The following is a 25,041-nucleotide window of genomic DNA, read 5'->3' on the forward strand; positions in this document are numbered from 1 at the left end:
CAGGAGGGACGGAGATGAGCAGCACAGCAGAGCCCGGCACGGACAGCGGCCGCGTCGCCCTGGTCACCGGCGCGAGCCGCGGCATCGGCTACGGCATCGCCGAGGCCCTCGTCGCCCGCGGCGACCGCGTCGTGATCACCGGGCGCAACGAGGACTCCCTCAAGGACGCCGTGGCACGGCTCGGCGAGGGCCGGGCGATCGGCGTGGCCGGCAAGGCCCACGACGAGAGCCACCAGGCCACCGCCGTCGAGCGCGCCATGGACGCCTTCGGCCGCATCGACTACCTGGTCAACAACGCCGGGACGAACCCCGTGTTCGGCCCGCTGGCCGACGCCGACCTCGCCGTCGTCCGCAAGGTCTTCGAGACCAACGTCGTCTCCGCGCTCGGCTTCGCCCAGCGCACCTGGCACGCCTGGCAGAAGGACAACGGCGGCGCGATCGTCAACATCGCGTCCGTCGCCGGGCTCTCCGCGTCCCCCTTCGTCGGCGCCTACGGGATGAGCAAGGCCGCCATGGTCAACCTCACCCTGCAGCTCGCCCACGAGTTCGCGCCGGGGGGGCGCGTCAACGCGATCGCCCCCGCCGTGGTGAAGACCCGGTTCGCCGCCGCCCTCTACGAGGGGCGCGAGGAGGAGGTCGTCGCCCGCTACCCGCTCGGGCGGCTGGGCGTGCCCGAGGACATCGGGGGCGCGGCCGCGTTCCTGCTCTCCGACGCCGCGGGATGGATCACCGGGCAGACCCTCGTCGTGGACGGCGGGGCCTTCCTCAACGTCGGGTTCTGACGGCCCCGGGCCCGGGTGCGCGTCCGCCGGCGGTCGGCGTTGTCAGTGGCCGCCGGTAAGTTTCTCGCCGTGCCCTGTCTCACCGGGCACGGCGAGATGCGGATCGAACCCCGGAGGTTGTGGACGTGACCGACAGCGGCATGCTGCCCGAGTCCTGGCGCGGAGTCCTCGGCGAGGAGCTGGAGAAGCCCTATTTCAAGGAGCTCGTGGACTTCGTCGAGGAAGAGCGCGCCAGGGGGCCGGTCTACCCGCCGCGCGAGGAGGTGTTCGCCGCCCTGGAGGCGACCCCCTACGAGCAGGTCAAGGTGCTCGTCCTCGGCCAGGACCCCTACCACGGCCCGGGGCAGGGGCACGGGCTGTGCTTCTCCGTGCGCCCCGGGGTGCGGGTGCCGCCGTCCCTGCGCAACATCTACAAGGAGATGCACGAGGACCTCGGTCTGCCGGTCCCGGACAACGGCTATCTCATGCCGTGGGCGCGGCAGGGCGTGCTGCTGCTCAACGCGGTGCTGACGGTCCGCGCCGGCGAGGCCAACTCCCACAAGGGCAAGGGCTGGGAGAAGTTCACCGACGCGGTCATCCGCGCGGTCGCGCAGCGGCCCGACCCGGCGGTGTTCGTCCTGTGGGGCAACTACGCGCAGAAGAAGCTCCCGCTGATCGACGAGGAGCGCCACGCCGTCGTCAAGGGCGCCCACCCGTCACCGCTGTCCGCGAAGCGGTTCTTCGGCAGCCGGCCCTTCACGAAGATCAACGAGGCGGTCGCGGCGCAGGGGCACGAGCCGATCGACTGGCGCATCCCGGACCTCGGGGTCTGAACGGCTCCGGGCCCGGGGCGCGGCGCGGGGCCGCGCGCCACAAGAGGGTGACGGTCCGTCAGTGCCCGTACACCTGGTGGCAGATACGGGACGCGTCGCTGCCCTGAGCCCAGTGCCCGTAGGTGCGGCCGAGCGCGCAGACACCGCTGCCGCCGCCGTTGCCGCGGGCGGGCGGCGGGGCCGCCGGGGGCGGGGCGCTGTGCCCGCCCCCGGGCGCGGACTGCGGTTCGCTGCGGCGGGCCGGGGGAGGGGCCGGGGCCTGCTGGGGCGGTGGCTGCGGCGCCGGCACCTCGTGGGGCGGCGGGGGCGCGGGGTCCCGCCGCTCCGGGGCGGGGCCGCGCGAGGAGGCCGCCGGATCGCTCGCCGGGCCGCCGGCCGGGCTGCCCGGCGGGCCCGCGGGCGGACGCTCCGGGGCGGGGCGCTCGGGAACGGCGCTCCCCGGCACGCCGGGGGCGGGCGGCTCCGGGTGCGCCGGAGAGCCGGACGCCGGGATGCCCTGCGGGCCGCCCGGGGGCGCGCCCGGTGACGGACCCTGCCCTGCCGGGTCGGCCGAAGCACCGCCGGACGAGGCGCCCGGGCCCGTGGTGACCAGGCCCTCGCGGGCCTTCCCGGGGCCGATGAGCGGTTCGGCGGCGCGCGAGGCACCGGGCGGCGCGGGGGAGTCCGGACCGGAGGGAACGGACATGCAGCCGGTGGCCGCCACCGCCACCACCGCTGCCAGGGTCACCATTGCGGGCACACGAAGCATTCGCTCAACTCTGCTGCCCCGCAAGAGGATTTGGGAATTCCCCGCACGGGTGATGTGCGCGCGGAACCGTGCGGAACCGCACGGACCCGTCGCGGGCGGCTCAGCCCGTCGCCCCGTCGACGCGCTCGCGGATGAGGTCCGCGTGGCCGTTGTGCCGCGCGTACTCCTCGATCATGTGGAGGTAGATCCAGCGCAGATCGAGCTCCTCGCCGTTGCGGTGCACGCCGGTGTCCGTCAGCGAGCGGCCCCGCGCGATCCCGCGGGCGGCGGCGATCTCCGCCTGCCACGTGGCGTACGCCTCCTGCCAGGTGTCCCCCTCGCCGACCTCGAAGTCCCCGTCGAGATTGTCCTCGGTGTAGTACAGGGGCCCGGCCTCCTTCTCCCCGGCCAGCACCCGCCGGAACCAGCCGCGCTCCACCTCGGCCATGTGCCGCACCAGCCCGAGGAGGGTCAGCGGGGACGGCGGGGCGGTCGCCAGCCGCAGCTGCTCGTCGTCCAGACCGGCGCACTTCGCGGCCAGCGTGGCGCGGTGGAAGTCCAACCAGGCTTCGAGGCCGGTGCGTTCATCGGCTATACCGGGCATTTCGGGACGCTCAGGAGTGCTCATGCCGCCATCCTGGCGGGCTCCTCGACGGGCCGCCAGGGAATTTCGTGGTGCGGCTCCCCGCGCGAGCGCCGCCCCCCTCACCCGTCCAGCATCCCCCGCAGCAACTCCTCCGCTCCCGCGCGCAGTTGCTCCCGGGTCGGGACCTCCGTGTGGAACGAGCCCGCCGCGCACGAGAACATCAGGCCCTCGCACCACGCGACCAGCGACAGCGCGTGACGGTGGGGGTCGGACGAGCCGACGGCGGTCAGCATCGCGATCAGGGGCGCGCGGAAGCCCTGCCCCTCCGCGTCGTAGATCTCGCGCAGCTCCGGCCTCCGGGACGCCTCCAGGGCCAGCTCGTAGCGGGCGACCAGCAGCTCCCGGCGCCGCAGTCCGCGGTGCAGGGCGAGGGCGACGGCCGCGGCGATCTCCTCGCGGCCGACGGGCGGCGGAGCGGAGCCCGGTACCGGGCGGGCGGCGCCGGGGAGTTCGTCCACCGCGAGCACCTCCGCGTCCCGTACGGCCAGCCGCCGCACCGCCGCCTCCAGCAGGGCGAGGCGGGTCCGGGCGTGGTTGGACGTCGAGCCGGGCGGCAGGCCGGCCGCCGCGTCCACCGCCCGGTGCGTGAGCCCGCGCATCCCGCGCTCGGCGAGCAGGGCGAGAGCGGTGTCGGCGATGAGCCGGGCGCGGTCGGGGCCGGTGGCGGTACGGACTGGCATGCCCCCAACCTACCCGGCGCACTACAGGCGTAGTAGCGTGGGCCGTGCACTACACCTGTAGTGACACATCCGCGTCGACCTGGGAGGAAGCCGTGCGCCCACCGCACGCCGTCGTCATCGGAGCCGGGATCGGCGGACTGACCGCCGGGGCCGCCCTGCACCACCGGGGCTGGCGCGTCACTGTCCTGGAACGGTCCGCCGCCCCCGGCCGGACCGGCGCGGGCATCGCCCTCGCCCCCAACGCCCAGCGCGCCCTCGACACCTTCGGCGCCGGCGACGCCGTACGGGCCCTGGCCGGCTGGCAGTCCGACGGCGGGCTGCGACTGCCCGGCGGCCGCTGGGTCTCCCGCACCAGCAGCGAGGCCGCCGCCCGCCGCTTCGGCGGCCCGGTCGTCGTCGCCCACCGCGGCGACGTCACCGCCCTGCTCACCGCCCGGCTCCCCGACGGGGCACTGCGCACCGGGGTCCGGGCCGAACTCGCCGACGAGGGCGGCCCGGAGCGGCCCGCCCTCGTCCGCACCCCCGACGGTGCCTTCGAGGCCGACCTCGTCGTCGCCGCCGACGGCATCCGCTCCGCGACCCGCGCCGCGCTCTTCCCCGGCCACCCGGAACCCGCCTACTTCGGCTGCACCACCTGGCGGCTCGTCGTCCCGCGCCCGGACCGCCCGTTCCCCGCGCACGAGACCTGGGGGCGCGGGCGGCTCTGGGGAACCGTGCCGCTGCACGACGGCCGGGTCTACGCCTACGCCCAGGCCAACGCGCCCGCCGACGGCCGCTCCGAGGACGGCGAACTCGCCGAGCTGCGACGGCTGTTCGGCACCTGGCACCACCCCGTCCCCGCGATCCTCGCCGCCGCCGACCCCACCGCGATCCTGCGCACCGACCTGCGCACCACGACCGTCCCCCTGCCCACGTTCCACCGCGGCCGGGTCGCCCTCCTCGGTGACGCCGCGCACGCCATGACCCCGCACCTCGGCCAGGGCGGCTGCCAGGCCGTCGAGGACGCCGTCGTCCTCGCGGGCCTCCTCGCCGAGGCCGGGGGCGATCCCGCCGCCGCCCTGCCCGCCTACACGCGCGCCCGGCTGCCGCGCACGATGGACGTCGTACGCCGCGCCGCGCGCATCGGGCGGCTGACCACGGTGTCCTCGCCGCTCGCCTGCGCTGTGCGGACTGCCGCGCTCGTCGCCGCGGACAAACTGGGTCCGCGGGTCGCTCTGCGCAGCCTGGACGGGGTGGCCGACTGGCGGCCTGCCGCGGTCGGCTAGGCGGTGCCCGTTCGCTGCCCGGCGGCGGCCGTACGGCGGCGGAGCCACCGGCGTACGGCCGTCGCCGCACCGCAGCAGACCAGCACCGCCAAGGCCCCCCACGGCACCCAGTCCCCGTACCGCACGTACGGGCTCGTGCCGCGCGCCAGCAGCACCTCGTACACCGCGACCGTCGGCCGGTCGGTGTCCAGCCAGGCGCCGATCCGCCGCCCCCGCGCGTCCGCCACCGCACTGACGCCGGTCAACGTCGCGTGCACCATCGGCCGCCAGGTCTCCGCCGCGCGCAGCGCCACCAGTGAGGCGTGCTGACGCGGGGCCCAACTGCGCTGGAACGTGGACGTCGAGGACTGCGCGACGAGCAACTGCGCGCCCTCCCGGGCCAGATGGCGGCTCATGTCGGGGAACGCCGACTCGAAGCACACCAGCGGTCCGATCCGCGCCCCGTCCGGCAGGCGCATCACCACCTGCCGGTCCCCGCGCCTGCGGTCCTCCCGCGCGGCCTTGCCGACCGACGTGGCCCAGCCCAGGACCGAGCGCGCGGGAACGTACTCCCCGAACGGCACCAGGCGCATCTTGTCGTAGCGGTCCCCCGTCGGGCCGTCCGGGCCGACCAGCACCGAGCTCTTGAAGATGCCGGGCCGGTCCGCCCGCCGGGCGTCCACGTTCACCAGCACGTCCGCGCCGACGGTGCGCGAGAGGGCAGCCAGCCGGCCCCGCAGATCGGGGCGTCGGGACAGGTCGTGGTCGACGCTGCTCTCGCCCCACACCACCAGGGCGACGCCCCGGCCCGCGAGCCCGCGCGTCAGCCGCTCCTCCACGTCGAAACGGTGCCGCCCGCCCTCGTCACCCTCGTACGGGCCCGGCTGGACGACCGCGACCCGCAGGGTGCCCGCCGCCTCCGGCTCCGGCGCCCCCCACCACACCCCGGCCGTCACCGCCACACAGCCGAGCACCCCGGCCGCACCGGCGATTCTCGCCCGGGGAGCCCGAAACAGCGCGGAGAGTCCGGTGTTGAGGGCCACCAGGAGGAAACTAACCAGCCAGATCCCGCCCACCGAAGCGAGCCGCAGGGCGGGTGTCACCTGCCACTGACTCGCCCCGAACAAACCCCACGGGCCGCCCAAATACTCCCAGGAACGGACAAGTTCGACCATCAACCAGCCCGAGGGGACGGCGAGCAGCGCCACGAGCACCCGTCCGGGCCCGGGGTCCCCGCCCAGCAGTCGGTGCACCAGCAGACCCCACGGTGCCCACAACACCCCAAGCAGCGCGGCCAGTACGAGGATGAAGACATGCAGACTCGGCAGCAGCCAATGATGCACGGCGAGCAGCAGACCCGCTCCGCCGAGCCAGCCGTCCAGCGCCGCCCGGTACCCCGTGGGGGAGGAGCGCAACAGGAGCAGCCAGGGCACGAGGGCGACATACGCGAGCCACCAGAGCGCCGGCGCGGGGAACGCCAGTGCCGGCAGCGCGCCCGCGAGGACCGCCGCGGCGGCCCGCCCCCAGGGCGCCGTGAGCAGCGCGCCGCATCGCCCGACCGACACCGTTCCCGCCATGCCGTGCCTCCCTGGTGCTCAACGAGCGTCACCCCGGGGAGTGTCGATCGTCTTTCCGTGCTGCGTATGAACGAAATCCGGCCATCCCTTATGTTTTCGAACAACACCGGATCTTGGGGAAAAAACCCCGACAACGGCGCGCAATATTCAACCGTTCCTACCCGTGTGGAAAATGCCTTTGACTTGATTCGGTCGAGAACGATCCGAAGTGAACCTTGCGTCCCGCGCTGGAAAGGTGTGACCAGGTATGGGCGCCGGGTTATCCACGGTCCACCCTGGGCAGGTACCGCACAAAAGTGGACAGGAACGCTGCGAGTCGGCCCGGGGAGGCGGCGTGACTAGCGTGCGAGATCGGATATCAGTCCAGCCCTTGGAAATCGAGCCGTTCTACTGCCCCATACCGCCGGCCGCGCATCCCCGGATCCGGGAGATCGACCATGCCTCGGTGGACTGGATGCTGGGACGGGACCTCGATGCCTCGCCCCACCAGCGACAGCGCCTGGTCCGGTGCGACTTCGGCGGGCTCACCGCCAAGACCATGCCCTACGGCCAGGCCGGGCCGCTCACCGTCGTGGCCAAGCTGCACTCGGTGCTGTTCTCGCTCGACGACGCGCTGTGCGACGAGTCGGGTGCCACGGCCCATGGGCTCGCCCGCGCGACCTCGCGCATCATGCGGGTCCTGGAGGCCCCGTTGCCGGTGTGGCCGGATGACTCGCCCCACGAGGCGGCCCTGCGCGCCATCCGGCTGGAGCTCGTCGAGCACGCGACCCCACGGCAGCTGAGGCGCTGGACCGAGGGGATGCGCGTCTACATGTCGGGCCTGGTGTGGGAAGCGGCCTGCCGCCGGGACCGGGCACTGCCTTCGCTCAACGACTACGCGGCCATGTGGATGCGGGCCATCGGCATGGCCCCCTCCACGGCGCTGATGGACATAGCGGGAGGTTACGAACTCCACGACCGCGACCTCGACCGACCCGAGGTCCGCGCCCTGACCGAGATGACCTGGACCCTGGTGGCCTGGGACAACGACTTCTACTCCCGCAACAAGGAGATCCAGCGCGCCGGTGACAACCTCAACCTCATCGACGTCCTCGCGCAGGAGCGCGACTGCCCGCCGGCCCGGGCGCAGGAAGAGGCCATCGCGATGCGGGACCGCGTCATGACCCTCTTCCTGCGCCTGCGGGAACAGCTGTGGCCGCGCGCCGGGGTCGAGCTGCGCTGCTATCTCGTCGCCCTCGGCCACTTCGTCCGCGGCCACCTCGACTGGGCCTCCGCCTGCGCCCGGTACGCGGATCCGTACGGGACGCAGGTCACCCGGTGGTGGAAGCCCGAGCCCGCGGACGACAGCCTGGCCCCGCTGCCCGTGCCGGCCATCGCTTGGTGGTGGGACCAGCTCGACATCACGCCCTATCCGCGCCGCAGCAGGCCGATCAGCGAGCGCCACCAGGACCTGCGGGCGGTGGGCACCTTGCCGGGGGCCGGGATGGCGGGCTGCTCGGGCCGCTCCGGGTGAGCGTCCGGCAGCGCGGCCTCCGCGTCCACGGAGTCCTCGGGGGGGAGGGGAGAACGGGGGGTGAACTTCACCGGCAGCGCGGTCAGATGACGCGACATCAGTGACGAGTGGTACTTGAGCTCGGACTCGTCGATCGCGAGGGCGAGGTCGGGCAGTCGCAGCAGCAGGGCGTCGATGCCCGTGTCCGCGATCGCCCGGCCCACGTCCGCCCCCGGGCACTCGTGCTGGCCACCGCTGAACGCCAGGTGCGAGCGGTTGCCGTGGATGGGGGCGTCCGGGTCGGGGCGGATGACCGTGTCCATGTTGGCGGCGGCGAGCCCGAGGACCAGCGCGTCGCCCGACTTGATCCGCTGCCCCGCCAGTTCGGTGTCCTGGGTGGCCCAGCGGCCCAGGATCGTGATGAAGGGAGGCTCGTCCCACAGCACTTGCTCGACCGCGTCCGGCAGCGTCATGTGGCCGCCCGCCAGGGAGGCCCGGAACCGCACGTCGGTGAACACCATCTTCAGAGTGTTCGCGATGAGGTTCGCGGTCGTCTCGAACGCGGCGATCAGCACCAGCCGCAGGTGCTGCTGCACCTCGTCGTCCGTCAGTCCGGCGGGGTGCTCGATCAGCCAGCTCGTGAAGTCGGCGGTCGGCTCGGCGCGCTTGCGGGTGACGAGCTTGCGCAGGGTCTCCTGGACGAACTCGTTGCTCGCGACCGCCGTCGCCGTGCCCTTGATCATGTCCCGGGCGGCGTTGACCAGTTGGGGGCTGTACGCCTCGGGCATGCCCAGCAGCTGCGTCATCGCCATCATCGGCAGGTGCTCCGCGAACTGGTGCACCAGATCGGCCTGGCCCTTGGCGCAGAACCGGTCGACGAGCTGATTGGCATAGACCGTGACGTTGCGGCGGATGCCGCGCTTGTCGATCCGGGCGATCGAGTCGTTGATCGCGCCGCGCCAGCGCTCGTGCTGCTGCCCGTCGGCGAAGACGCAGATCGGCTGCCAGGTGGTGATCGGGGCCAGCGGATGGGTCGGGGGCACACGGCCGTCCTTCGACTCGCGCCACAGCCGGGAGTCGCGGGAGAAGCGCGAGGGGGTACGGGCCACGTCGAGGTTCTCGCGGTAGCCGAGGACCAGCCAGGCGGGCAGATCACCGGTCAGCAGCACGGGTGCCACCTGGCCGTGCTGCTCACGCAGTCGCTCGTACAGGCCCATGGGATCCTTCTCGGCCTCGGGCCCGTACAGCCGGGTCAGCCCGCCCGGGCCCAGCGGGGCGAGGGCGGAGGCCGGGCACTGCGGGGGAGGCGCGAGGGTGGCGTCGGCGCGGGAGTGTTCGTTGGGCAGGGTCACTGGTGCTCCGGTGCTGCGGTTGTGAGGGTGTACAGATAGCGCATGAGGGTCATCAGGGTGTCCCGGCAGGAGGCGCGGTCGCGGGCGTCGCACCGGACCATGGGCACGGAGTCGTGCAGGTCCATCGCCTTGCGGAGCTCCTCCATGGGGTAGACCGGCGCCTCCGGGAAGCAGTTGACGCCGACGACGAACGGCACCCCCCGTTCCTCCAGACGGCCCACCACGTCGTAACTGACCTCCAGACGGCGGGTGTCGAGCAGGACCACCGCCCCCAGGGCGCCCTCGAAGAGGCCGTTCCACAGGAACCAGAAGCGCTCCTGGCCGGGGGTGCCGAACAGATACAGCACCAGCTGTTCGTTGATGCTGATCCGCCCGAAGTCCATCGCGACGGTGGTCTCGGTCTTGTGCTCGATGCCGGCGAGGTCGTCCACCCCCACGCCGGCCTGGGTCATCGTCTCCTCGGTGGTGAGCGGCCTGATCTCGCTGACCGCGCCCACCAGGGTCGTCTTGCCGACGCCGAAGCCGCCCACGATGACGACCTTGACGGCGGCGGTGGCCGACGCGGGGAGTACGTCCTCGCTGCGTGGCCCCGCGCAGTATTCGGGGCCGTGGCCGTCAGAGCTTTTGCAGTCCATTCATCACCGCCTCCAGAAGTCGGACGTCGGGCAGCGCCGCTGCCGGCACGGGGGGCCGGGCCTCCACCTGGCCGCCCGAGAGCAGCTCCGTGAGCAGCAGGGTCAGCGTGCTGACGGGCAGCTCCAGATACGCGGATATCTCCGCGACGGACAGCGGATAGGCGCACATCCTGGCGATGGCGGCGTGCTCGGGCTGCAGTCCGGGGTCGGTCTCGGTCCGGGACACGATCAGCGTGACCAGGTCGAGCTCCGTCTTCTTCTCCGCGCGGGCCGCTCCGCCGGTGAGGATGTACAGCCGGTCCGGACTGCCCGGCGCCGTCGCGGGTTCGGGTCCGGCTTCGCTCATGTCACCGACCCGCTGACCCGGGGCGGGCTGGTCAGGTGCGAGCCGATCCGGGCCACCAGGTCCCGCATCCGCATGCCCATCAGCTCCGCGTCGACGTCGTCGTCGGCGAGCACCGCGAGGAACGCGCCCGCGCCGGCCGCCATCAGATAGAAGAACCCGCCGTCGACCTCGATCACCACCAGGCGCATCTCCCCGTCCCCGTGCGGGAATTCACCGGCGATCGCCGTCGACAGGCTTTGCAGTCCGGCACAGGCGGCGGCGAGCCGGTCGGCGGCGTCCGGATCGGCACCGTACTGGGCCATGCGCAGGCCGTCAGAGGACAGCACGATCACGTGGCGGGTCTGAGGGACGCTGGTTGCCAGGTCCTTGAGCATCCAGTCCATGTTGAACCGCGGCTGCTGCGTCACTTGGCTACTCTTCCTTGTCTGACGAAACATCACTGTTCGGCCGTCGGCCGGGATCCGGCTGCACGGGCTCCCCGTTGAGGCCTCTCGTGAAGGCGCCCAGCCACAGTCCCGGCTGCTTCGGCTCCTGCGCGTCCTGTCCGGCCCGGCCGTCGGGTCCTGTGGGAGCCGGCGGCCGGGCCGCCTGCGCGGCGGCGCGTTCGCGCTCGCGCTGGGCGGCCGCGCCCCGGCCGAAGGGGAGCGGGGCGGGGCCGTGGCGCCGTCGGCGCTGCGGCAGTCCGCTGTCCCCGACCGGGGTGGGAATCGGGTGCTCCATCATCGGCGGGACCGACGAGGGCATGGGGGCGGGGGGCTTGGAGCCGGGCCGCCGCTTGGACTTGATAGGGGGAAGCTTCGGCGCGCGGGCGATGTCGCCTCCGGGGTGCTTGCTGGCCGTGATCAGGTCCATGGGGATGACCAGGACCGCGCGGACCCCTCCGTAGGCCGAAGGCCGCAGGGACACCAGGAAGTTGTAGGTGCGGGCGAGCCGGCTCACCACGGGGAGGCCCAGCCGGGGCGCCTCGCCCAGGTCGTCCAGGTCGAGCGCGCCCTCCTTGGAGAGCACCCGCTCGGCGCGCCTGCGGGCCTCGTCGGTGAGGCCGACGCCGGCGTCCTCGATCTCGACCGCGATGCCGGACTGGATGTCCACGGCGGTCAGATGCACCCGGGTCTGCGGCGGGGAGTAGCGCGTGGCGTTGTCCAGCAGCTCGGCCAGCGCGTGGATGACGGGCTCGACGCCGGGGCCGACCACGGCCACGTCCGCGACGGAGTGCAGGTCCACGCGCTTGTACTCAAGGATCCGGGACATCGCGCCGCGCAGTACGTTGTACAGCGGGATCTCGCTGCGCCACTGGCGGCCGGGGCGTGAGCCGCCGAGCACCGCGATGCTGTCGGCGAGGCGGCCGGTCAGGGCGTTGCCGTGGTCCAGGTGGAGCAGGTCGCCGAAGACATCGGGGTCGTTGCCGTGCTTGTGCTCCATCTCCCGGATGTCGTAGGCCTGCTGGTGGACGATGGCCTGGATCCGGCGGGCGATGTTGACGAACGCGCGGTGCGCGGAGTCACGCAGGCCCTCCTCGGCCTGCACCGCCTCGATGACGGCCCGGATGACGGCGCGGTGTGCGGCCGCGTACCCCGGCTCCAGGTCGTGGACCGGGAGCGTGTGGCGTACGACGACATCGGTGGGAGCTCCGCGGTGCAGCAGCTGCACCGCCTTCGGCAGCAGGTCGTGGGCCAACCGCCGGGTCTCCGCCTCGTGTTGCTCGATCTGGTGGCGCAATACGGCCTCGGTCTCCGCGCACTTGCGGCGCAGGGCGCCGATCCGGCGCCCCCGCCGGGCGGATTCGGAGGCGGCCAGGGCGACCGCGACCGTGGCGGAGGAACCGCACCAGCCGACCGGCGCTCGGGCCTCCGGTGTCACGGTCGCGACCGCTGTCGCGGTGCAGCCCGCGAGCACCAGAGGGAAGATCAGCCATATCAGAGCGGAGACGGGCCGCCGTGAGGCTGACGAGCCAGTACCAACCATCGGGATCCTCGGACTCTTCGGATGTGCAGAACTGTGCGGACCAGAAAGGCGCGCGAGCCGGAGCACGGGCGTGGGAACAACCCCGCGTGAACGGGGAAACGCGTTCCCTTTGGCGGGCGCCGGAGCGGAACGGCGGCAGCGCAGTACTGGTCCGCAACGTGCTGTAGGCGCCACAACCCGTTGCGCGACAAGGAGCGTAGCCTGTCGCGCGCACCTCCGGCGTGAAGTTGTCATATTCGCGGATTGGACTGACGGGCCCGTGCGCGAGCCCTCATAATGAGCCCGCATCAGGAATGTCGAAAACGCTTCCGAATTCCCGTGAAAAGGGGTTCGATTCAAGGGGTGGTGGCCGGATCCCGCGGGGGGAAAGGCGCCGGACAGGGGTTCCGCCGCCGCACCCGGCCCGGTCGCGGCGGCGGAGCGAAGGTCACGCTCCCGAGTGGTCCGTCCGAGAACGGTGCGCGCGGCCCCGCCCGGAGGGCTAGGCTCGCCCCACCACATCCTCCCGGGAGACAGCGCCATGTCAGGGCATCAGCGTGAACAGTACGCATCCGCCGCCCTGTTCGAGCGAGAGCTTGAACTCGCGACCGCGGAACAAGCCGTGCGCCGTCTGCACGGCAGCGACCCGGAAAGGAGGAGCCGCCTCGGCGGCCTGCTGCTCTACAGCGGCGAAGCGGGCCTCGGCAAAACGGCGTTGCTCACCGAGGTCCGCCGTATCGCCACCGAAGTCTGCGGCTGCACCGTGCTGTTCGCGCGCGGCAGCGAGTCCGCGCGGTCCGTCCCCTTCCACGTGGTGCGCCAGCTCCTCCAGCCCGCCTTCGCCCCCATGGACGAGGACGAGCGCAGGAGCTTCCTCGGTCCGTGGCGCGACATCGCGGGCCCGGCGCTCGGCATCAGCCCCATCGTGCGCCAGCAGGACCCCCAGGGCGTGCGCGACGGCCTCGACTGGATCGTCACCCAACTGGCCGTGCGCGGCGACCCGGTGGTCCTCGTCGTCGACGACTGCCACTGGGCCGACTCCGAGTCGCTGAACTGGCTCACCGGCTTCGCGGCGCGGCTTCCGGAGATGCCGCTGCTGCTCGTCCTGGCCTACCGCCCCAGCGAACTGCCCGAGCACACCCCCGCGTTCCGCGCCCTCGTCGCCAAACGCAACCCGCGCCCCGTCGAGTTGCGGGCCCTGACCCCCGAGGCCGTCGCGCGCCTGGTGCGCGGTGCCTTCGGCCAGCACGCCGACGACCCCTTCTGCCGCGAGATGTGGGCGGTCACCGGCGGCAATCCGTACGAGGCCGTCGAGCTGATCGCCAAGGCGCAGGACCGTGACCTGAAGCCGACGGACGAATCCGCGCCCCTGCTGCGCGACATGGGCGCCACCTCGCGCGGCAGCGGCCTGGTCTCCCGGCTCGACGAACTGGGCCCCGCCGTCACCCGCTTCGCCTGGGCCGCGGCCGTCCTCGGCACCGAGATCCAGCCCGGACTCGCCGCCAATCTCGCGGCGATGGGCCCCGCGCAGGCCGCCCAGTGCGCGGACAAGCTGCGCGAGGCCCGTATCCTCACCGGCGCGAACGTCCTGGAGTTCGGCCACCCGCTCATCGCCACCGCCATCTACGGCGCGATCCCGCCCGCCACCCGCACCGCCATGCACGGTCAGGCCGCCTGGGCCGTCACCGAGGCCGGCCAGGGAGCGGCCGCGGCCTCCCGGCATCTGCTGGAGGTCCATCCCGACCACGACCCCGAGGTCGTCGAGCAGTTGCGCGCCGCCGCCGAGGAACACCTCGCCGTCGGCGCCCCGGACGCCGCCCGCCGCTGTCTGGAGCGGGCCCTGCGCGAGCCCCCGCCCGAGGAACAGCGCGCCGCCCTGCTGTACGAGCTGGGCTGCTCCGCGCTGCTCACCTCGCCGCCCACCACCGTCAACCACCTCAAGTCGGCCCTGGCCCTGCCGCATCTGAGCCCCCAGATGCGCGTCGACGCCACCTACCGGCTCTCCCAGGCGTACGCGCACAACAACCAGCTCCGCGAGGCCGCCGAGGTGGTGGCCGCCCAGGCCGCCGTCACCCCGCCCGGCCCCGGCCGGATGCGGCTGCAGGCCGCGCACTATCTGTGGAAGGGCATCCAGGTCGAGGAGGAGGACGCCCACGGCCGCTCGCGCCGCATCGCCGAGCTCGCCGACCACCTCCCCGGCCGGGACAACGCCGAGCGCGCCCTGCTGGCGCTGCGCGGATTCGACGGCATGATCCGCAGCGAGGACGCGCTCGACGTCCTGCGGGCCACCGACCGCGCCCTCGTGGACGGCAGGCTCGCCGAGGGCATGGGCTGGACCAATGTCGAGTGGGGCTTCGAGCTCCCCAGCATCATCGGCATCACCTACGCCTACACCGATCAACTCGACCGCGCCGAGGAGCTGTTCACCGAGGCCGTGCGCGCCTTCGAGATCTCCGGCTGGAGCGGCGCCCACCTCGCCTTCGCCAACGACTTCGTCGGCCTGGTGCACCGCCGCCGCGGAGAGCTCGACGTGGCCGAGCAGACGCTGCGCGAGGGCCTGCGGCTGGCCCACCGCCTCGGCCCCGGCCTGCCCACCCAGTGGGACGGCACCTGCCTGCTCATCGACACGCTGCTCGCCCAGGGCCGGGTCGACGAGGCCCAGGCCGTCGCCGAGGAGAACAACTTCAAGGCACCCTATTCCCCGGCGATCGTGCTCCCGGACGCCGCCTGCCTCGCCGGACGGCTGCTGCTCGCCCGGGGCCGGACGAAGGAGGCCGTCGCCGAGCTGGAGGCCGCCGGGCGCAGACTGGAGCAGCGCGGACGGAACAACGTCCTGTGGGCGCCGTGGGCGCTCGACCTGGCCGAGGCCGTCGCCCCCGAGGAGCCCGAGCGGGCCCGGTCCCTGGTCGCCCAGGCGCTCAAGCACGCCTACCGGTTCGGCACCGACACGGCCGTCGGCGAGGCGCTGCGCCGCTCCGCGGCCGTCGCCGAGGCCGACGAGGTGCTGCCGACGCTGGCCAAGGCCGTCGGGCACCTGCGCCGCTCGCCCTGCGGCTACGAGTACGCGATGGCCCTGGTCGACCACGGCCGTGCCCTGCGGGCGGCGGGGCGCACCGCCGAGGCGGGCGCCCAGCTGCGGGAGGGCATGGAGCGTGCCGAGAAGTGCGGGGCGCGCGGTCTCGTCGCCACCGCCCGCGCCGAACTCGACGCCGTCACGGTCACCGTGGGGAGTGCGGCCGGGCAGTCGGCGGAATAACGGAGGCATTCGAGCGGGCCGGAGGGGCAAGAGGCGTGCGGGCGCGCCCTGTTGCCGTCGGTCCGCTCAGGACGCGCGCCGTCCCGTTTTCCGCGCCGCGGATTTCTTCGCGGGCGCCCGCTCGGTGGTCTTCTTGGCGGCGGACTTCGCCTGTGCCCGCGCGGATCCGCCGCCGGACGCCTTCGCGCCCGCTTTTCCCTTGGAGGCCTTTTCGGCGGAACCCGCGGTGGCCGTTTTCCGCGCCCCGGTCCGTGCTGCCGTCTTCTTGCCGGCAGCTGTGCCGCCGCCCGCGCTGTCGATGGACGCCTGCAGGGCGGCCATCAGGTCGATGACGTTGTCGGGCGCGGGCGCGACCGCCTCGCGGACCCGTACCGGCCGGTCACTGAGATGCGCCGTGATCAGTTCGTCCAGCGCGGCCTGGTACTCGTCCTCCAGCGCGTCGAGATCGAAGTCCTCGGAGAGCGTGTCCATCAGGCTCGTGGCCATCTTCAGCTCCTGCGGCCGCACCGTCACGGAGGCGGGCGGCGCCAGATCGCCGGCGTCGCGGACCTCGTCGGGCCAGTACATGGTGTGCAGGGACAGCAGCTCGCCGTGGACCCGCAGCAGTGCCAGCGACTCCCGGGTCCGCAGCGCGATCTTGGTGACGGCGACCCGGTCGGTCTGCTTGAGCGTCTCCCGCAGCAGGACGTACGGCTTGTCCGCCGCCGCGTTCTCGGGGGCCAGGTAGTAGGCGCCGGACAGCTGCAGCGGGTCGATGCGTTCGGCGTCGACGAAGGCGAGCACGTCGATGAGGTGCTTGCTCGGCAGGGGCAGCTCCGCGAGGTCCTCCTTGGTGACGACGGCGGTGTGCCCCTCGTCGTCCTCGAAGCCCTTGGCGAGGTGCTCGTAGGCGACCTCCTCACCGCACGCGTCGCACACGCGCCGCAGATGGATCCGGCCGCCGTCCGCGTCGTGGACCTGGTGCAGCCTGATGCCGTGTTCCTGGGTCGCGGCGTAGAGCCGTACGGGCACGGACACCAGCCCGAAGCCGATCGCGCCCTTCCACATGCTGCGCATGATTCCGTCCCTCCGGGGGGAATTCCTACCTTATGTCCGCTTCTCTGGAGCGGCAGGTGGTGGAGGTCGAGGGCCGTCGGCTCACGCTGACCCACCTCGACCGCGTGCTCTTCCCGGCCACGGGCCACACCAAGGCGCAAGTGCTGCGCTACTACGCGACGGTGGCCCCCGCGATGCTGCCGCACACCGCGGGCCGGCCCGCCTCGTTCGTCCGCGCCCCGGAGGGACCCGGAGGGCAGAGCTGGTTCGCGAAGAATCCCCCGTCCGGGGTGCCGTCCTGGGTGCGGGTCGTGCCCGTCGAGCACCACGAGGGCGTGACCGGGCAGGTCGTCGTCGACCGCGCGGCGGATCTCGTCGCGATGGCGAACCTGGGCGCGTACGAGGTGCACGTACCGCAGTGGACCGCTGCCGCGGGCCCGGAGGCGCACGACCGGCTCGTCCTCGACCTGGACCCGGGGGAGGGGGCCGACCTGGTCGTCTGCTGCCGGATCGCCCAGCGGCTGCGCCAGCTGCTGGACGCCGACGGGCTCACCGCCCACCCCGTCGTCTCCGGCGGCAAGGGGCTGCACCTGTACGCGCCGCTGCGCCCGGCCCCCGGGCGGGCGGTCGCCGACTACGCGCACCGGCTCGCGGGCCGGATGCGGGCCGAGCACCCCGGGCTGGTCGTGGTGTCGATGACGCGCTCGCAGCGCCGGGGCAAGGTGCTCATCGACTGGTCGCAGAACGCGAGCGCCAAGACGACGGCGGCCCCCTACACGGTGCGGTTGCGCGATCGCCCCGCCGTGGCGGCCCCCGTCACCTGGGACGAGGTCGCCGCCTGCGCGGACGCGGGCGAGTTGACGTTCACGCCGGAGGAGGTGCTCGACCGTGTCGCCGCCCACGGCGACCTGCTGGCGCCGCTGGCGGGCACGCGCTCGCGGGGGCGCCTGCCGTGACGGCCCGGCAGCGGGGTAACTGTGCTTCTGCTGCCAGGAGTCGGCGCGTATCTGTGCTCTCACCCCTCCCTCGTCCACTCCAGCAGCCGCTCCACCGGCCACGTCGTGACGATCCGTTCGGCCGGCACCCCGCACTCCTCGGCGCGGGCGCAGCCGTGGCGCTGCCAGTCGAGCTGGCCGGGGGCGTGGGCGTCGCTGTCGACGGCGAACAGCGCGCCCGCGTCCAGGGCTTGGCGCAGCAGCCGGCGCGGCGGGTCGAGGCGCTCCGGGCGGCTGTTGATCTCCACGGCGGTGCCGAAGCGCGCGCACGCCGCGAAGACCAGCGCCGCGTCGAAGTCGGACTCGGGGCGCGTGCCCCCGTGCCCCGGGCCGCCGTCGCCCAGCAGCCGTCCCGTGCAGTGCCCGAGGACGTCCACGAGCGGGTTGGCCACGGCCGCGACCAGCCTGCGCGTCATCGCCCGCGCGTCCATGCGCAGCCGGGAGTGGACGGACGCCACCACCACGTCCAACTCCGCGAGCAGCCCGGGCTCCTGGTCGAGCGAGCCGTCGTCGAGGATGTCGCACTCGATGCCCGTCAGCAGCCGGAAGCCTTCTCCGATACGGTCGTCGACCTCGGCGACGGCCCGCAGCTGGGCGCGCAGCCGCTCGGGGGAGAGCCCGCGGGCGACGGTCAGCCGGGGGGAGTGGTCGGTGAGCGCGGCCCACTCGTGGCCGAGCGAGCGGGCCGCGCGTGCCATCGTCGCGATGTCGCTGCCGCCGTCGGACCAGTTCGAGTGCAGGTGGCAGTCGCCGCGCAGGGCCGCCCGCAAGGTCGCGCCGCCGGGGTCCTCCCGCGCGGCGGCCGTGTCCTCCAGCCGCGCGAGATACCCGGGCACCCGGCCCGCGAGTGCCTCGCCGACCACGGCCGCCGTCTTCGGGCCGATGCCCTTGAGGCCGGTGAGGGATCCGGCGGCGGAGCGCGCCCGTACCTCCTGCCGAGGCAGGGCGGCGATCACCTCGGCGGCGGTGCGGAACGCCTGGACGCGGTAGGTGGGGGCCCGCTCGCGCTCCAGCAGGAACGCGATCCGTTCCAGCGCCTCCACCGGATCCATCGCCGCACCGCCTCGCCTCTTCCCCCCTTCACCACCCTGAGTGCATCCGGTCCGGCCCGCACCCCGTCACCAGCGCCACGGCAGCCCCGCACACCTCAACTTCACCGATCAGGAGCACGCGCGGGTGAACGGTGCGTAACCGCCCGTGGCGCCGGGGAGGGTCCGGGCATGAGCACCTGCACTCCCACCGCCCCCGGCCGCGCGGTGGTCCTGGGCGCGGGCATGGCCGGACTGCTGGCGGCTGCGGCGCTCGCCGGGCACGCCGAGGAGGTCGTGGTCCTCGACCGGGACCGGCTGCCGGCGGGCGCCGCGCCGCGCAAGGGCCTGCCGCAGGCCCGGCACGCGCATCTGCTGATGTCCGGCGGCGTGCGCACCGTCGAGGAGCTGCTGCCGGGCACGCAGCGGAGCTGGGCGGCGGCGGGCGTCCGGCGCATCGGGCTGCCGGACGGGCTGGTGGCGCAGAGCCCCGAGGGCTGGTATCCGCGCCGCCCCGGCGAGGAGTACGTCCTGACCGGCACCCGGGACCTGCTGGACGCGGTGCTGCGCGAGCGGGTCCGCGCCCTGCCCGGGGTCGAGCTGCGCGAGGGCACGGAAGCGGTGGCGCTGCTGGGGGACGCCCGCCGGGTCACCGGGGTGCGCGTGCGCGACGCGGCGACGGGCGCGCAGGGCTCGCTGGAGGCCGCGCTCGTCGTGGACGCCTCGGGGCGCGGCGCGCAGAGCCTGCAGCGGCTCGCGGGGATCGGCCTGCCCCCGGTCCGTGAGGAGAGCGTCGACTCCGGGCTCGTCTACGCCAGCCGGTTCTTCGCGGCGCCCGGCGGCGACGGGCCGTTCCCGCTGGTGAGCGTGCAGCCCGACCGGGTCGCCGGGCGCCCCGGGCAGGGGGCGGTGCTGGTGCCCGTCGAGGACGGCCGCTGGCTGGTGACCCTCTCCGGCACGCGCGGTGGTGAACCCTCCCGGGAGGAGGGGGAGTTCGAGCGGTTCGCGCGCCGGCTGCGGCATCCGCTCATCGCCGATCTGATCGCCCGTGCCACCCCGCTCAGCGGGGTGCACCTCACGCGCAGCACGGTCAACCGCCGCCGTTTCCACGAGCGTTCGTCCGTCTGGCCCGAGGGTTTCGTGGCGACCGGCGACGCCGTGGCCACCTTCAACCCCGTCTACGGGCAGGGCATGTCGGTCGCCGCCCGCAGCGCCGCCGTCCTGCGGGCGGTGCTCGGCGAGCGGCCGCTGGGCTCGGCGGGGCTGGCCCGGCGGGCGCAGCGGCGCATCGGCCGGGTGGTGGCCGGCTCCTGGGAGCTGGCCGTCGGCGAGGACAGCACGTATCCCGGCGTCGTCGGCAGGCGGCCCCCGCTGGGCACCCGGCTGCTGCACGGCTATGTGCAGCGGATGATGCGCACCGCGACCGTCGATCCGCTCGTGCTGCGCTCGCTGATGGCGGTGATGACGATGTCCGCGCCGGTCACGGAGCTGCTGCGGCCGGCGGTGGCGCTCGCGGTGGCGCGCGGCCCGGGCCGTACGCGGCCCGACGGGCCGCCGATCACGGCCGCCGAGCTGGCGCTGTGCGGGCTGGAGCCGCGCCGGCCCGCCGGGCCCTGCTGAGCCGGATCTCCGCGGCCGTACGGCGGGCTACTGGCGCAGGGCGACCGGCGGCAGGAACTCGCCCGCGTGCGTGCGGTGCCACCAGGCGCCGGTGGCGCGCAGCTCCCGCCAGGTCGTGAAGCGGTAGAGATACAGCCGGGCCCGTACATAGGTGGGCGGGTGGTCCGGGAAGGGGTTGTGGCGCAGCAGCCGCAGCGTCGCCCGGTCCCCCGTCAGCAGCCGCTCCACGAACGGGCCGAACCACGGCTGCGCGTAGCCCGGCGAGATCCCCGCGAACCACATCAGCCAGTCGAGCCGCAGGTGGTACGGGGCGAACTGGCGCGGCATCCGGCGCACGTCCCCGGGCTTGCCCTTGAAGCCGTACTCCCGCCACACCGTCTCCGGCCCCAGGGTCTTCGCGTCCGTGCCCTCGACCACCACCTCGTAACGGGCGCGGTTGATGCTGCCGAACGCCCCGTAGGTGTTGACCAGATGGAGCGGGTTGAACGACATGTTCATGCGCTGGTGGCGCGAGAGCAGATTGCGGGCCGGCCAGTAGCTCAGCGCGGCCACGAGGACGGTCGCGGCGAGCACCAGGGCCGCGTACCACAGCGGGGGAGCGGGCGGCGCGGCGGGCGGCGCCACCCCCAGCACGCGCGTGAGCGCGCGGCTGTCGACGGCGGCGAAAGCGAGCACGATGGCCAGCCAGTTGAGCCAGGAGAAGTTGCCGGAGGCCACCAGCCACAGCTGGGTGCAGATGATCACGGCGGCGGCGAGGCTCGCGACCGGCTGCGGCGCGAACAGCCCGAGGGGCACGACGAGCTGCGCGAAGTGGTTCGCGGCCACCTCCACCCGGTGCAGCGGCCGGGGCAGCCGGTGGAAGAACCAGCTCAGCGGGCCCGGCATCGGCTGGGTCTCGTGGTGGTAGTACAGGCACGTCAGATCCCGCCAGCAGGGGTCGCCGCGCAGCTTGATCAGTCCGGCGCCGAACTCCACCCGGAACAGCAGCCAGCGGGCCAGCCACAGCACGAGCACCGGCGGGCCGGTGCGCGCGTTGCCGAGGAAGACCGCGAGGAAGCCCGCCTCCAGCAGCAGCGACTCCCACCCGAAGCCGTACCAGGTCTGCCCCACGTTGACGATCGACAGATACATCGCCCACAGCGCCGCCCACAGCGCCATGGCCGTCCACAGCGGCACCGCGTCCGCCGCGCCCGCGACGACCGCCGCCGACAGCAGCGCACCGGCCCACGCCCAGCAGGCGAAGAACCGGTCCGAATAGTGCAGCTGGAAGACCCCCGGCGCGCGCCGGAACGGCACCACGCGCACGAAGCGCGGCACCGGCAGCATCCCCTTCTCGCCGATGAGCGCGCGGAACTGCAGCGCCGCCGCGAGGAAGGCCACCAGGTAGACCGCGGCGAGCATGCGCTGCAGCACCAGCCGGCTCAGCCAGTACCCGGAGTCCGTGAACCACTCCATGCCGTATCCGTACCACCGGGCAGCGCACCGTCACATCGAAGAAACGGGCAAAAGGTGTCAGAGTGTCCCTATGGTTGATCGGGGAGCGACGCCTGCCGTGCCGCCGGACGACTGGCCCGCCCGCCCGGAGCTCACCCTCGCCCTGAACCGGATCGGCGCCTTCGACTGGGACCTCGGCAGCGGACGGCTGCACCTCGACCCCTCCGCCCTGGAGATCCTCCAGGTGCCTCCGGGGACCTTCGGGGGGCGCGTGCGCGATCTCGCCGGGGTGGTACCACGCGCCGACGCGGCGAGGCTCGACGCCCTCGTCGCCCGCGCCCTGAAGGACGGCAGCCAGAGCTACGGCGCCTACTACCGCGTCCGCGCCCAGGACGGCACCCTGCGCTGGACCTATGCCCACGGCCACATCCGCCGCGACGAGCACGGCCGCCCCTGCCGCATCATCGGCATCGTCCGGGACGCCACCGAGGAACTCGGCCACCTCACCCGCCCCCGCGAGGCCGAGGAGGAGCGCCGCCGGCAGACCACCGTCGTCGAGACCACCACGGCCGCGCTCGCCCACGCCCGCACCGTGCAGGAGGTCATCGACTTCTTCAAGGACCCGCAGGCCGTCCTCCACCTCGGCTCCGACCTCCTGGTCCTGGGGCTGATCGAATCGGGCCGGATCCACCTGGTCGCCGAGGGCCCCTCCGACCACTTCATCCCCGGCACCCGCTACACGCGCATCGACGACAACTTCCCCATGAGTGAGGTCATCCGTACGCTCACCCCCCGCTTCATCGAGTCCCGCGAGGAGTTCGCCGCCTGCTACCCCTGGCTGTGGGAGCGCATCGCCGGCATCGGCATCTCCTCCGCCGCCTATCTGCCGCTCATCGCCCAGGCCCGCCCCATCGGCGCCCTCGGCCTGCTCTACCGCGACCGCCGCGGCTTCACCCAGCAGGAACGCAACGTCTACATCGCCCTCGGCAGCAGCCTCGCCCAGAGCATCGCCCGCGCCATGCTCTACGACCAGGAGCACGACCTCGCCGAGGGCCTCCAGCAGGCCATGCTGCCCCGGCGCATCCCGCGCATCCCCGGCGCGCAGATCGCCGTCCGCTACCGGGCGGCCCGGATGGGCCGCGACATCGGGGGCGACTGGTACGACGTGATCCCGCTGCCCGGCGGGCGGGTGGGAGCCGTCATCGGCGACGTCCAGGGCCACGACACCCATGCCGCCGCCGTCATGGGCCAGTTGCGCATCGTGCTGCGCGCCTACGCCTCCGAGGGGCACGCCCCCGCCACCGTCATGGCCCGCGCCTCCACCTTCCTGCACGAGCTGGACACCGACCGCTTCGCCACCTGCGCCTACGCCGAGGCCGACCTGTCCACCGGCGTTGTCCAGCTCGTACGCGCCGGGCACATCGACCCGTTGCTGCGCCACAACGACGGCAGCTGCCGCCGGCTGCCCGTCACCGGAGGGCTGCCGCTGGGGCTGTCCGCCGAGTTCGGCCGCCTTGAGTACCCGGTGACCACCGTCGAACTCGACCCGGGGGAGACCCTGTTGCTGTTCACCGACGGACTCGTCGAACAGCCCGGTGCCGACCTCGACGACGGCATGCACCTCCTCGCCGACATCGTCCGCGAGGGCCCCGTCGAACTGCACCTGCTCGCCGACCGGTTGTGCGACGTGGTCGAGGAACGCGTCGGCGAGGACGACATGGCCGTCCTGCTGCTGCGCCGGCACGGCGCCGCCACCCGCAGCTTCGGCCGCCTCCAGCAGCACATCGCCCCGGCCGACCCCGAGGCCCTGCACGCCGCCCGGCACATGATCCGCGCGGCCGTACGGGCCTGGGGCGCGCGGGAGCGCTCCGACGAGATCGAGCTCGTCGCCGACGAACTGGTCACCAACGCGCTGCTGCACACCGACGGCGCGGCCGTGGTAACGGTCCGGATGCTCTCCGGCACCGAACGCCGCGTCCGCGTCGAGGTCGAGGACAAGTCCAGCGCCCTGCCCCGCCGCCGCCAGCCGGGCGAATCGGGCGTCTCCGGCCGTGGCCTGCTGCTGGTGGACCGGCTGGCGGACGTGTGGGGGGTGGACGCGCGCGGCAACGGCAAGTCGGTGTGGAGCGAGTTCGTCGTGCCGGACCGGCGCGAGGTGCACGAGTCGGAGGCGGAGCCGGGCTGAGGGCCGGCCGGGAACAAGGTCTGCGGAAAGCTCCCTGACGGGCTGTCACCTGAACCGAGAATTCCGCTAAGGTGCGTCCGTCTGCCTTCTTCAGGCACCCCACCACGGCACCCCCCACCCCCACGGAAACCCCCATGCCCAAACCCATACGTCCCCTCCTCGTGGCCGCCACCGCGCTCGCCGCCCCCGCGCTCACCCTCGCGCAGACCACCCCCGCCCACGCCTTCGGCACCGTCAACTCCTTCGGGCAGCACGCCGAGCACGAACGGATCACCCGGGCCGCGCTCGCGTGCGCGCCGGGGAAGCCCTCCGACGGAACCTGCTTCGAGCCGCGCTCGCTCGACCAGCTCGCCGGCCACCAGCGCACCTTCGGCGCCGTCGGCGCGCCCGACTCCGACGAGGTCCTCACCCCCGAGGCCCACTGCGACAACGCCGACTACCTCGCACAGCCCGGCTACCCCCGCAGCCGCGCCGAGGCCACCCGTCAACTCCTCACCTGCGTCGGCAAACTGCGCACCCGCTTCACCGAGGGCGTCACCGCCGCCGGGAGCACCCTGGCCGCCGACGGCTCCGTCGCGGCCCGCGAGAGCGACCTGGCCAAGGACTGCACGTTCGCCCTCGGCTTCCGCGGCCGCGCCAAGTGCAACAGCGTCGAGGGCCTGGGCCGCGCCCTGCACGGCGTCCAGGACTTCTACTCGCACTCCAACTGGAGCGACCGGCCCGACAGCGGCCGCCCCGTCGGCAAGGACAACCCGCCCGGCCTCGATCTCCCCGCCCCCTCCCCGCTGTTCGCGCTCGCCGACAGCCGCCCGCCGCAGCAGGCGGCCGTACCCGAGGGGCTGACCACGGGCTGCTTCTCGCTCGTCCTGCTGTGCGGCAAGCGCGTCCAGCACTCCGCCCTCAACAAGGACGAGGGCACCGTCGACCCCGCCACCGGCGCCACCACGGCCCCGGCAACTCCCCGCGGCCGTACGGACGGCAACTTCGAGCGGGCCGTACGCGCCGCGGTCACCGACACCCGCCGCCAGTGGGCCGACTTCCGCACCGCGCTGGACCAGCGCTACGGCAAGGAACGCGGGGAGCGCATCGCCTGCGTCCTCACCCGCGACACGCCCGCCCGCGACTGCGCGCCCACGCCCCCACGGCACTGAGCGTCAACCGGGGCCGGGCGTCAACAGAAGCCGGCGTCAACAGAAGAGGCCAAGGTCACAGCCGTTGCCACTCCTGCACGGCCCGTGACCTCCCCTAGCC

General features: G+C 73.6%; 21 protein-coding genes. 9 read left to right on the plus strand and 12 right to left on the minus strand.

Annotated features, from left to right (window positions below; translation table 11 throughout):
- Positions 1–14 precede the first annotated feature (14 nt).
- Entirely contained in the window at positions 15–782 is a 768-nt protein-coding gene (locus ACFP1Z_RS24685) for an SDR family oxidoreductase (RefSeq protein ID WP_390319556.1), read from the plus strand.
- A 125-nt stretch (positions 783–907) separates the two neighbouring features.
- Complete coding sequence (locus ACFP1Z_RS24690; protein WP_390319558.1) at positions 908–1,594, plus strand: uracil-DNA glycosylase; 687 nt, start codon at positions 908–910, stop codon at positions 1,592–1,594.
- A gap of 58 nt (positions 1,595–1,652) precedes the next feature.
- Here ACFP1Z_RS24690 and ACFP1Z_RS24695 read toward each other — a convergent pair whose 3' ends face one another.
- The 3 genes from ACFP1Z_RS24695 to ACFP1Z_RS24705 all read right to left on the minus strand — a co-directional run bounded on the left by ACFP1Z_RS24695 (position 1,653) and on the right by ACFP1Z_RS24705 (position 3,647).
- Complete coding sequence (locus tag ACFP1Z_RS24695; protein WP_390319560.1) at positions 1,653–2,324, minus strand: hypothetical protein; 672 nt, start codon at positions 2,322–2,324, stop codon at positions 1,653–1,655.
- 118 nt (positions 2,325–2,442) lie between these two features.
- A complete protein-coding gene (locus ACFP1Z_RS24700) occupies positions 2,443–2,949 on the minus strand; it encodes a DinB family protein (RefSeq protein WP_390319562.1) in 507 nt (168 codons plus the stop codon).
- A gap of 77 nt (positions 2,950–3,026) precedes the next feature.
- Complete coding sequence (locus tag ACFP1Z_RS24705) at positions 3,027–3,647, minus strand: TetR/AcrR family transcriptional regulator (protein ID WP_390319564.1); 621 nt, start codon at positions 3,645–3,647, stop codon at positions 3,027–3,029.
- 92 nt (positions 3,648–3,739) lie between these two features.
- On the opposite strand from ACFP1Z_RS24705, the gene ACFP1Z_RS24710 reads away from it, so the two are divergent.
- Positions 3,740–4,912, plus strand: a complete 1,173-nt coding sequence (locus ACFP1Z_RS24710) for an FAD-dependent monooxygenase (RefSeq protein ID WP_390319565.1) — start codon at positions 3,740–3,742, stop codon at positions 4,910–4,912.
- Here the strand turns inward: ACFP1Z_RS24710 and lnt are convergent.
- Positions 4,909–6,468: an apolipoprotein N-acyltransferase gene (gene lnt, locus ACFP1Z_RS24715; protein WP_390319566.1), complete on the minus strand. Its 1,560-nt coding sequence runs from the start codon at positions 6,466–6,468 to the stop codon at positions 4,909–4,911. The two genes, ACFP1Z_RS24710 and lnt, sit on opposite strands and share 4 nt — an antisense overlap.
- Before the next feature lie 370 nt (positions 6,469–6,838).
- Between lnt and ACFP1Z_RS24720 the strand changes: the two genes are divergently transcribed.
- The gene (locus tag ACFP1Z_RS24720; protein WP_390319567.1) at positions 6,839–7,981 is read left to right on the plus strand and encodes a terpene synthase family protein; all 1,143 of its coding nucleotides are present in this window, start codon (positions 6,839–6,841) and stop codon (positions 7,979–7,981) included.
- Here ACFP1Z_RS24720 and ACFP1Z_RS24725 read toward each other — a convergent pair.
- Genes ACFP1Z_RS24725 through ACFP1Z_RS24745 form a run of 5 tightly spaced genes read right to left on the minus strand, consistent with a single transcriptional unit; the run spans position 7,876 to position 12,258 of the window.
- Entirely contained in the window at positions 7,876–9,312 is a 1,437-nt protein-coding gene (locus tag ACFP1Z_RS24725; protein ID WP_390319569.1) for a cytochrome P450, read from the minus strand. The two genes, ACFP1Z_RS24720 and ACFP1Z_RS24725, sit on opposite strands and share 106 nt — an antisense overlap.
- The gene (locus ACFP1Z_RS24730) at positions 9,309–9,947 is read right to left on the minus strand and encodes a GTP-binding protein (RefSeq protein ID WP_390319571.1); all 639 of its coding nucleotides are present in this window, start codon (positions 9,945–9,947) and stop codon (positions 9,309–9,311) included. The genes ACFP1Z_RS24725 and ACFP1Z_RS24730 overlap by 4 nt, the downstream gene beginning before the upstream one ends.
- Entirely contained in the window at positions 9,928–10,293 is a 366-nt protein-coding gene (locus tag ACFP1Z_RS24735; protein ID WP_390319572.1) for a DUF742 domain-containing protein, read from the minus strand. The genes ACFP1Z_RS24730 and ACFP1Z_RS24735 overlap by 20 nt, the downstream gene beginning before the upstream one ends.
- Positions 10,290–10,676 (minus strand): roadblock/LC7 domain-containing protein, encoded by a 387-nt coding sequence (locus ACFP1Z_RS24740; protein ID WP_390319719.1) that lies wholly within the window; start codon positions 10,674–10,676, stop codon positions 10,290–10,292. Before ACFP1Z_RS24740 ends, ACFP1Z_RS24735 begins: the two co-directional genes overlap by 4 nt.
- 28 nt (positions 10,677–10,704) lie before the next feature.
- The gene (locus ACFP1Z_RS24745) at positions 10,705–12,258 is read right to left on the minus strand and encodes an ATP-binding protein (RefSeq protein WP_390319573.1); all 1,554 of its coding nucleotides are present in this window, start codon (positions 12,256–12,258) and stop codon (positions 10,705–10,707) included.
- Between the two features lie 520 nt (positions 12,259–12,778).
- Here ACFP1Z_RS24745 and ACFP1Z_RS24750 point away from each other — a divergent pair.
- A complete protein-coding gene (locus ACFP1Z_RS24750) occupies positions 12,779–15,493 on the plus strand; it encodes an ATP-binding protein (RefSeq protein ID WP_390319575.1) in 2,715 nt (904 codons plus the stop codon).
- A gap of 66 nt (positions 15,494–15,559) precedes the next feature.
- Here ACFP1Z_RS24750 and ku read toward each other — a convergent pair whose 3' ends face one another.
- Positions 15,560–16,549, minus strand: a complete 990-nt coding sequence (gene ku, locus ACFP1Z_RS24755) for a non-homologous end joining protein Ku (protein ID WP_390319576.1) — start codon at positions 16,547–16,549, stop codon at positions 15,560–15,562.
- A gap of 32 nt (positions 16,550–16,581) precedes the next feature.
- On the opposite strand from ku, the gene ligD reads away from it, so the two are divergent.
- Positions 16,582–17,484, plus strand: coding sequence for a non-homologous end-joining DNA ligase (ligD, locus tag ACFP1Z_RS24760; RefSeq protein WP_390319578.1), 903 nt, complete (start codon positions 16,582–16,584; stop codon positions 17,482–17,484).
- A gap of 59 nt (positions 17,485–17,543) precedes the next feature.
- Here ligD and ACFP1Z_RS24765 read toward each other — a convergent pair whose 3' ends face one another.
- A complete protein-coding gene (locus ACFP1Z_RS24765) occupies positions 17,544–18,575 on the minus strand; it encodes a PHP domain-containing protein (RefSeq protein ID WP_390319579.1) in 1,032 nt (343 codons plus the stop codon).
- A gap of 168 nt (positions 18,576–18,743) precedes the next feature.
- Between ACFP1Z_RS24765 and ACFP1Z_RS24770 the strand changes: the two genes are divergently transcribed.
- The gene (locus tag ACFP1Z_RS24770) at positions 18,744–20,171 is read left to right on the plus strand and encodes an FAD-dependent monooxygenase (protein WP_390319580.1); all 1,428 of its coding nucleotides are present in this window, start codon (positions 18,744–18,746) and stop codon (positions 20,169–20,171) included.
- A 27-nt stretch (positions 20,172–20,198) separates the two neighbouring features.
- Here the strand turns inward: ACFP1Z_RS24770 and ACFP1Z_RS24775 are convergent, their stop codons facing one another.
- A complete protein-coding gene (locus ACFP1Z_RS24775) occupies positions 20,199–21,626 on the minus strand; it encodes a lipase maturation factor family protein (protein ID WP_390319582.1) in 1,428 nt (475 codons plus the stop codon).
- 70 nt (positions 21,627–21,696) lie between these two features.
- Between ACFP1Z_RS24775 and ACFP1Z_RS24780 the strand changes: the two genes are divergently transcribed.
- Positions 21,697–23,790 (plus strand): SpoIIE family protein phosphatase, encoded by a 2,094-nt coding sequence (locus tag ACFP1Z_RS24780; RefSeq protein ID WP_390319584.1) that lies wholly within the window; start codon positions 21,697–21,699, stop codon positions 23,788–23,790.
- A 134-nt stretch (positions 23,791–23,924) separates the two neighbouring features.
- Positions 23,925–24,941: a CinY protein gene (locus tag ACFP1Z_RS24785; RefSeq protein ID WP_390319586.1), complete on the plus strand. Its 1,017-nt coding sequence runs from the start codon at positions 23,925–23,927 to the stop codon at positions 24,939–24,941.
- Positions 24,942–25,041 lie beyond the last annotated feature (100 nt).

Source organism: Streptomyces gamaensis, from assembly GCF_042656465.1.
Lineage (GTDB): Bacteria > Actinomycetota > Actinomycetes > Streptomycetales > Streptomycetaceae > Streptomyces > Streptomyces gamaensis.

Excerpts from the sequence above, each read along its gene's own strand:
- ACFP1Z_RS24705 (WP_390319564.1), bottom strand. The coding sequence starts at position 3,647 with ATGCCAGTCCGTACCGCCACCGGCCCCGACCGCGCCCGGCTCATCGCC.
- ACFP1Z_RS24770 (WP_390319580.1), top strand. The coding sequence starts at position 18,744 with ATGAGCACCTGCACTCCCACCGCCCCCGGCCGCGCGGTGGTCCTGGGC.
- ACFP1Z_RS24730 (WP_390319571.1), bottom strand. The coding sequence starts at position 9,947 with ATGGACTGCAAAAGCTCTGACGGCCACGGCCCCGAATACTGCGCGGGG.
- ACFP1Z_RS24750 (WP_390319575.1), top strand. The coding sequence starts at position 12,779 with ATGTCAGGGCATCAGCGTGAACAGTACGCATCCGCCGCCCTGTTCGAG.
- ACFP1Z_RS24775 (WP_390319582.1), bottom strand. The coding sequence starts at position 21,626 with ATGGAGTGGTTCACGGACTCCGGGTACTGGCTGAGCCGGCTGGTGCTG.
- ACFP1Z_RS24785 (WP_390319586.1), top strand. The coding sequence starts at position 23,925 with ATGCCCAAACCCATACGTCCCCTCCTCGTGGCCGCCACCGCGCTCGCC.
- ligD (WP_390319578.1), top strand. The coding sequence starts at position 16,582 with ATGTCCGCTTCTCTGGAGCGGCAGGTGGTGGAGGTCGAGGGCCGTCGG.
- ACFP1Z_RS24695 (WP_390319560.1), bottom strand. The coding sequence starts at position 2,324 with ATGGTGACCCTGGCAGCGGTGGTGGCGGTGGCGGCCACCGGCTGCATG.
- ACFP1Z_RS24740 (WP_390319719.1), bottom strand. The coding sequence starts at position 10,676 with ATGGACTGGATGCTCAAGGACCTGGCAACCAGCGTCCCTCAGACCCGC.
- ku (WP_390319576.1), bottom strand. The coding sequence starts at position 16,549 with ATGCGCAGCATGTGGAAGGGCGCGATCGGCTTCGGGCTGGTGTCCGTG.
- ACFP1Z_RS24745 (WP_390319573.1), bottom strand. The coding sequence starts at position 12,258 with ATGGTTGGTACTGGCTCGTCAGCCTCACGGCGGCCCGTCTCCGCTCTG.
- ACFP1Z_RS24765 (WP_390319579.1), bottom strand. The coding sequence starts at position 18,575 with ATGGATCCGGTGGAGGCGCTGGAACGGATCGCGTTCCTGCTGGAGCGC.
- ACFP1Z_RS24735 (WP_390319572.1), bottom strand. The coding sequence starts at position 10,293 with ATGAGCGAAGCCGGACCCGAACCCGCGACGGCGCCGGGCAGTCCGGAC.
- ACFP1Z_RS24685 (WP_390319556.1), top strand. The coding sequence starts at position 15 with ATGAGCAGCACAGCAGAGCCCGGCACGGACAGCGGCCGCGTCGCCCTG.
- ACFP1Z_RS24780 (WP_390319584.1), top strand. The coding sequence starts at position 21,697 with ATGGTTGATCGGGGAGCGACGCCTGCCGTGCCGCCGGACGACTGGCCC.
- lnt (WP_390319566.1), bottom strand. The coding sequence starts at position 6,468 with ATGGCGGGAACGGTGTCGGTCGGGCGATGCGGCGCGCTGCTCACGGCG.
- ACFP1Z_RS24700 (WP_390319562.1), bottom strand. The coding sequence starts at position 2,949 with ATGAGCACTCCTGAGCGTCCCGAAATGCCCGGTATAGCCGATGAACGC.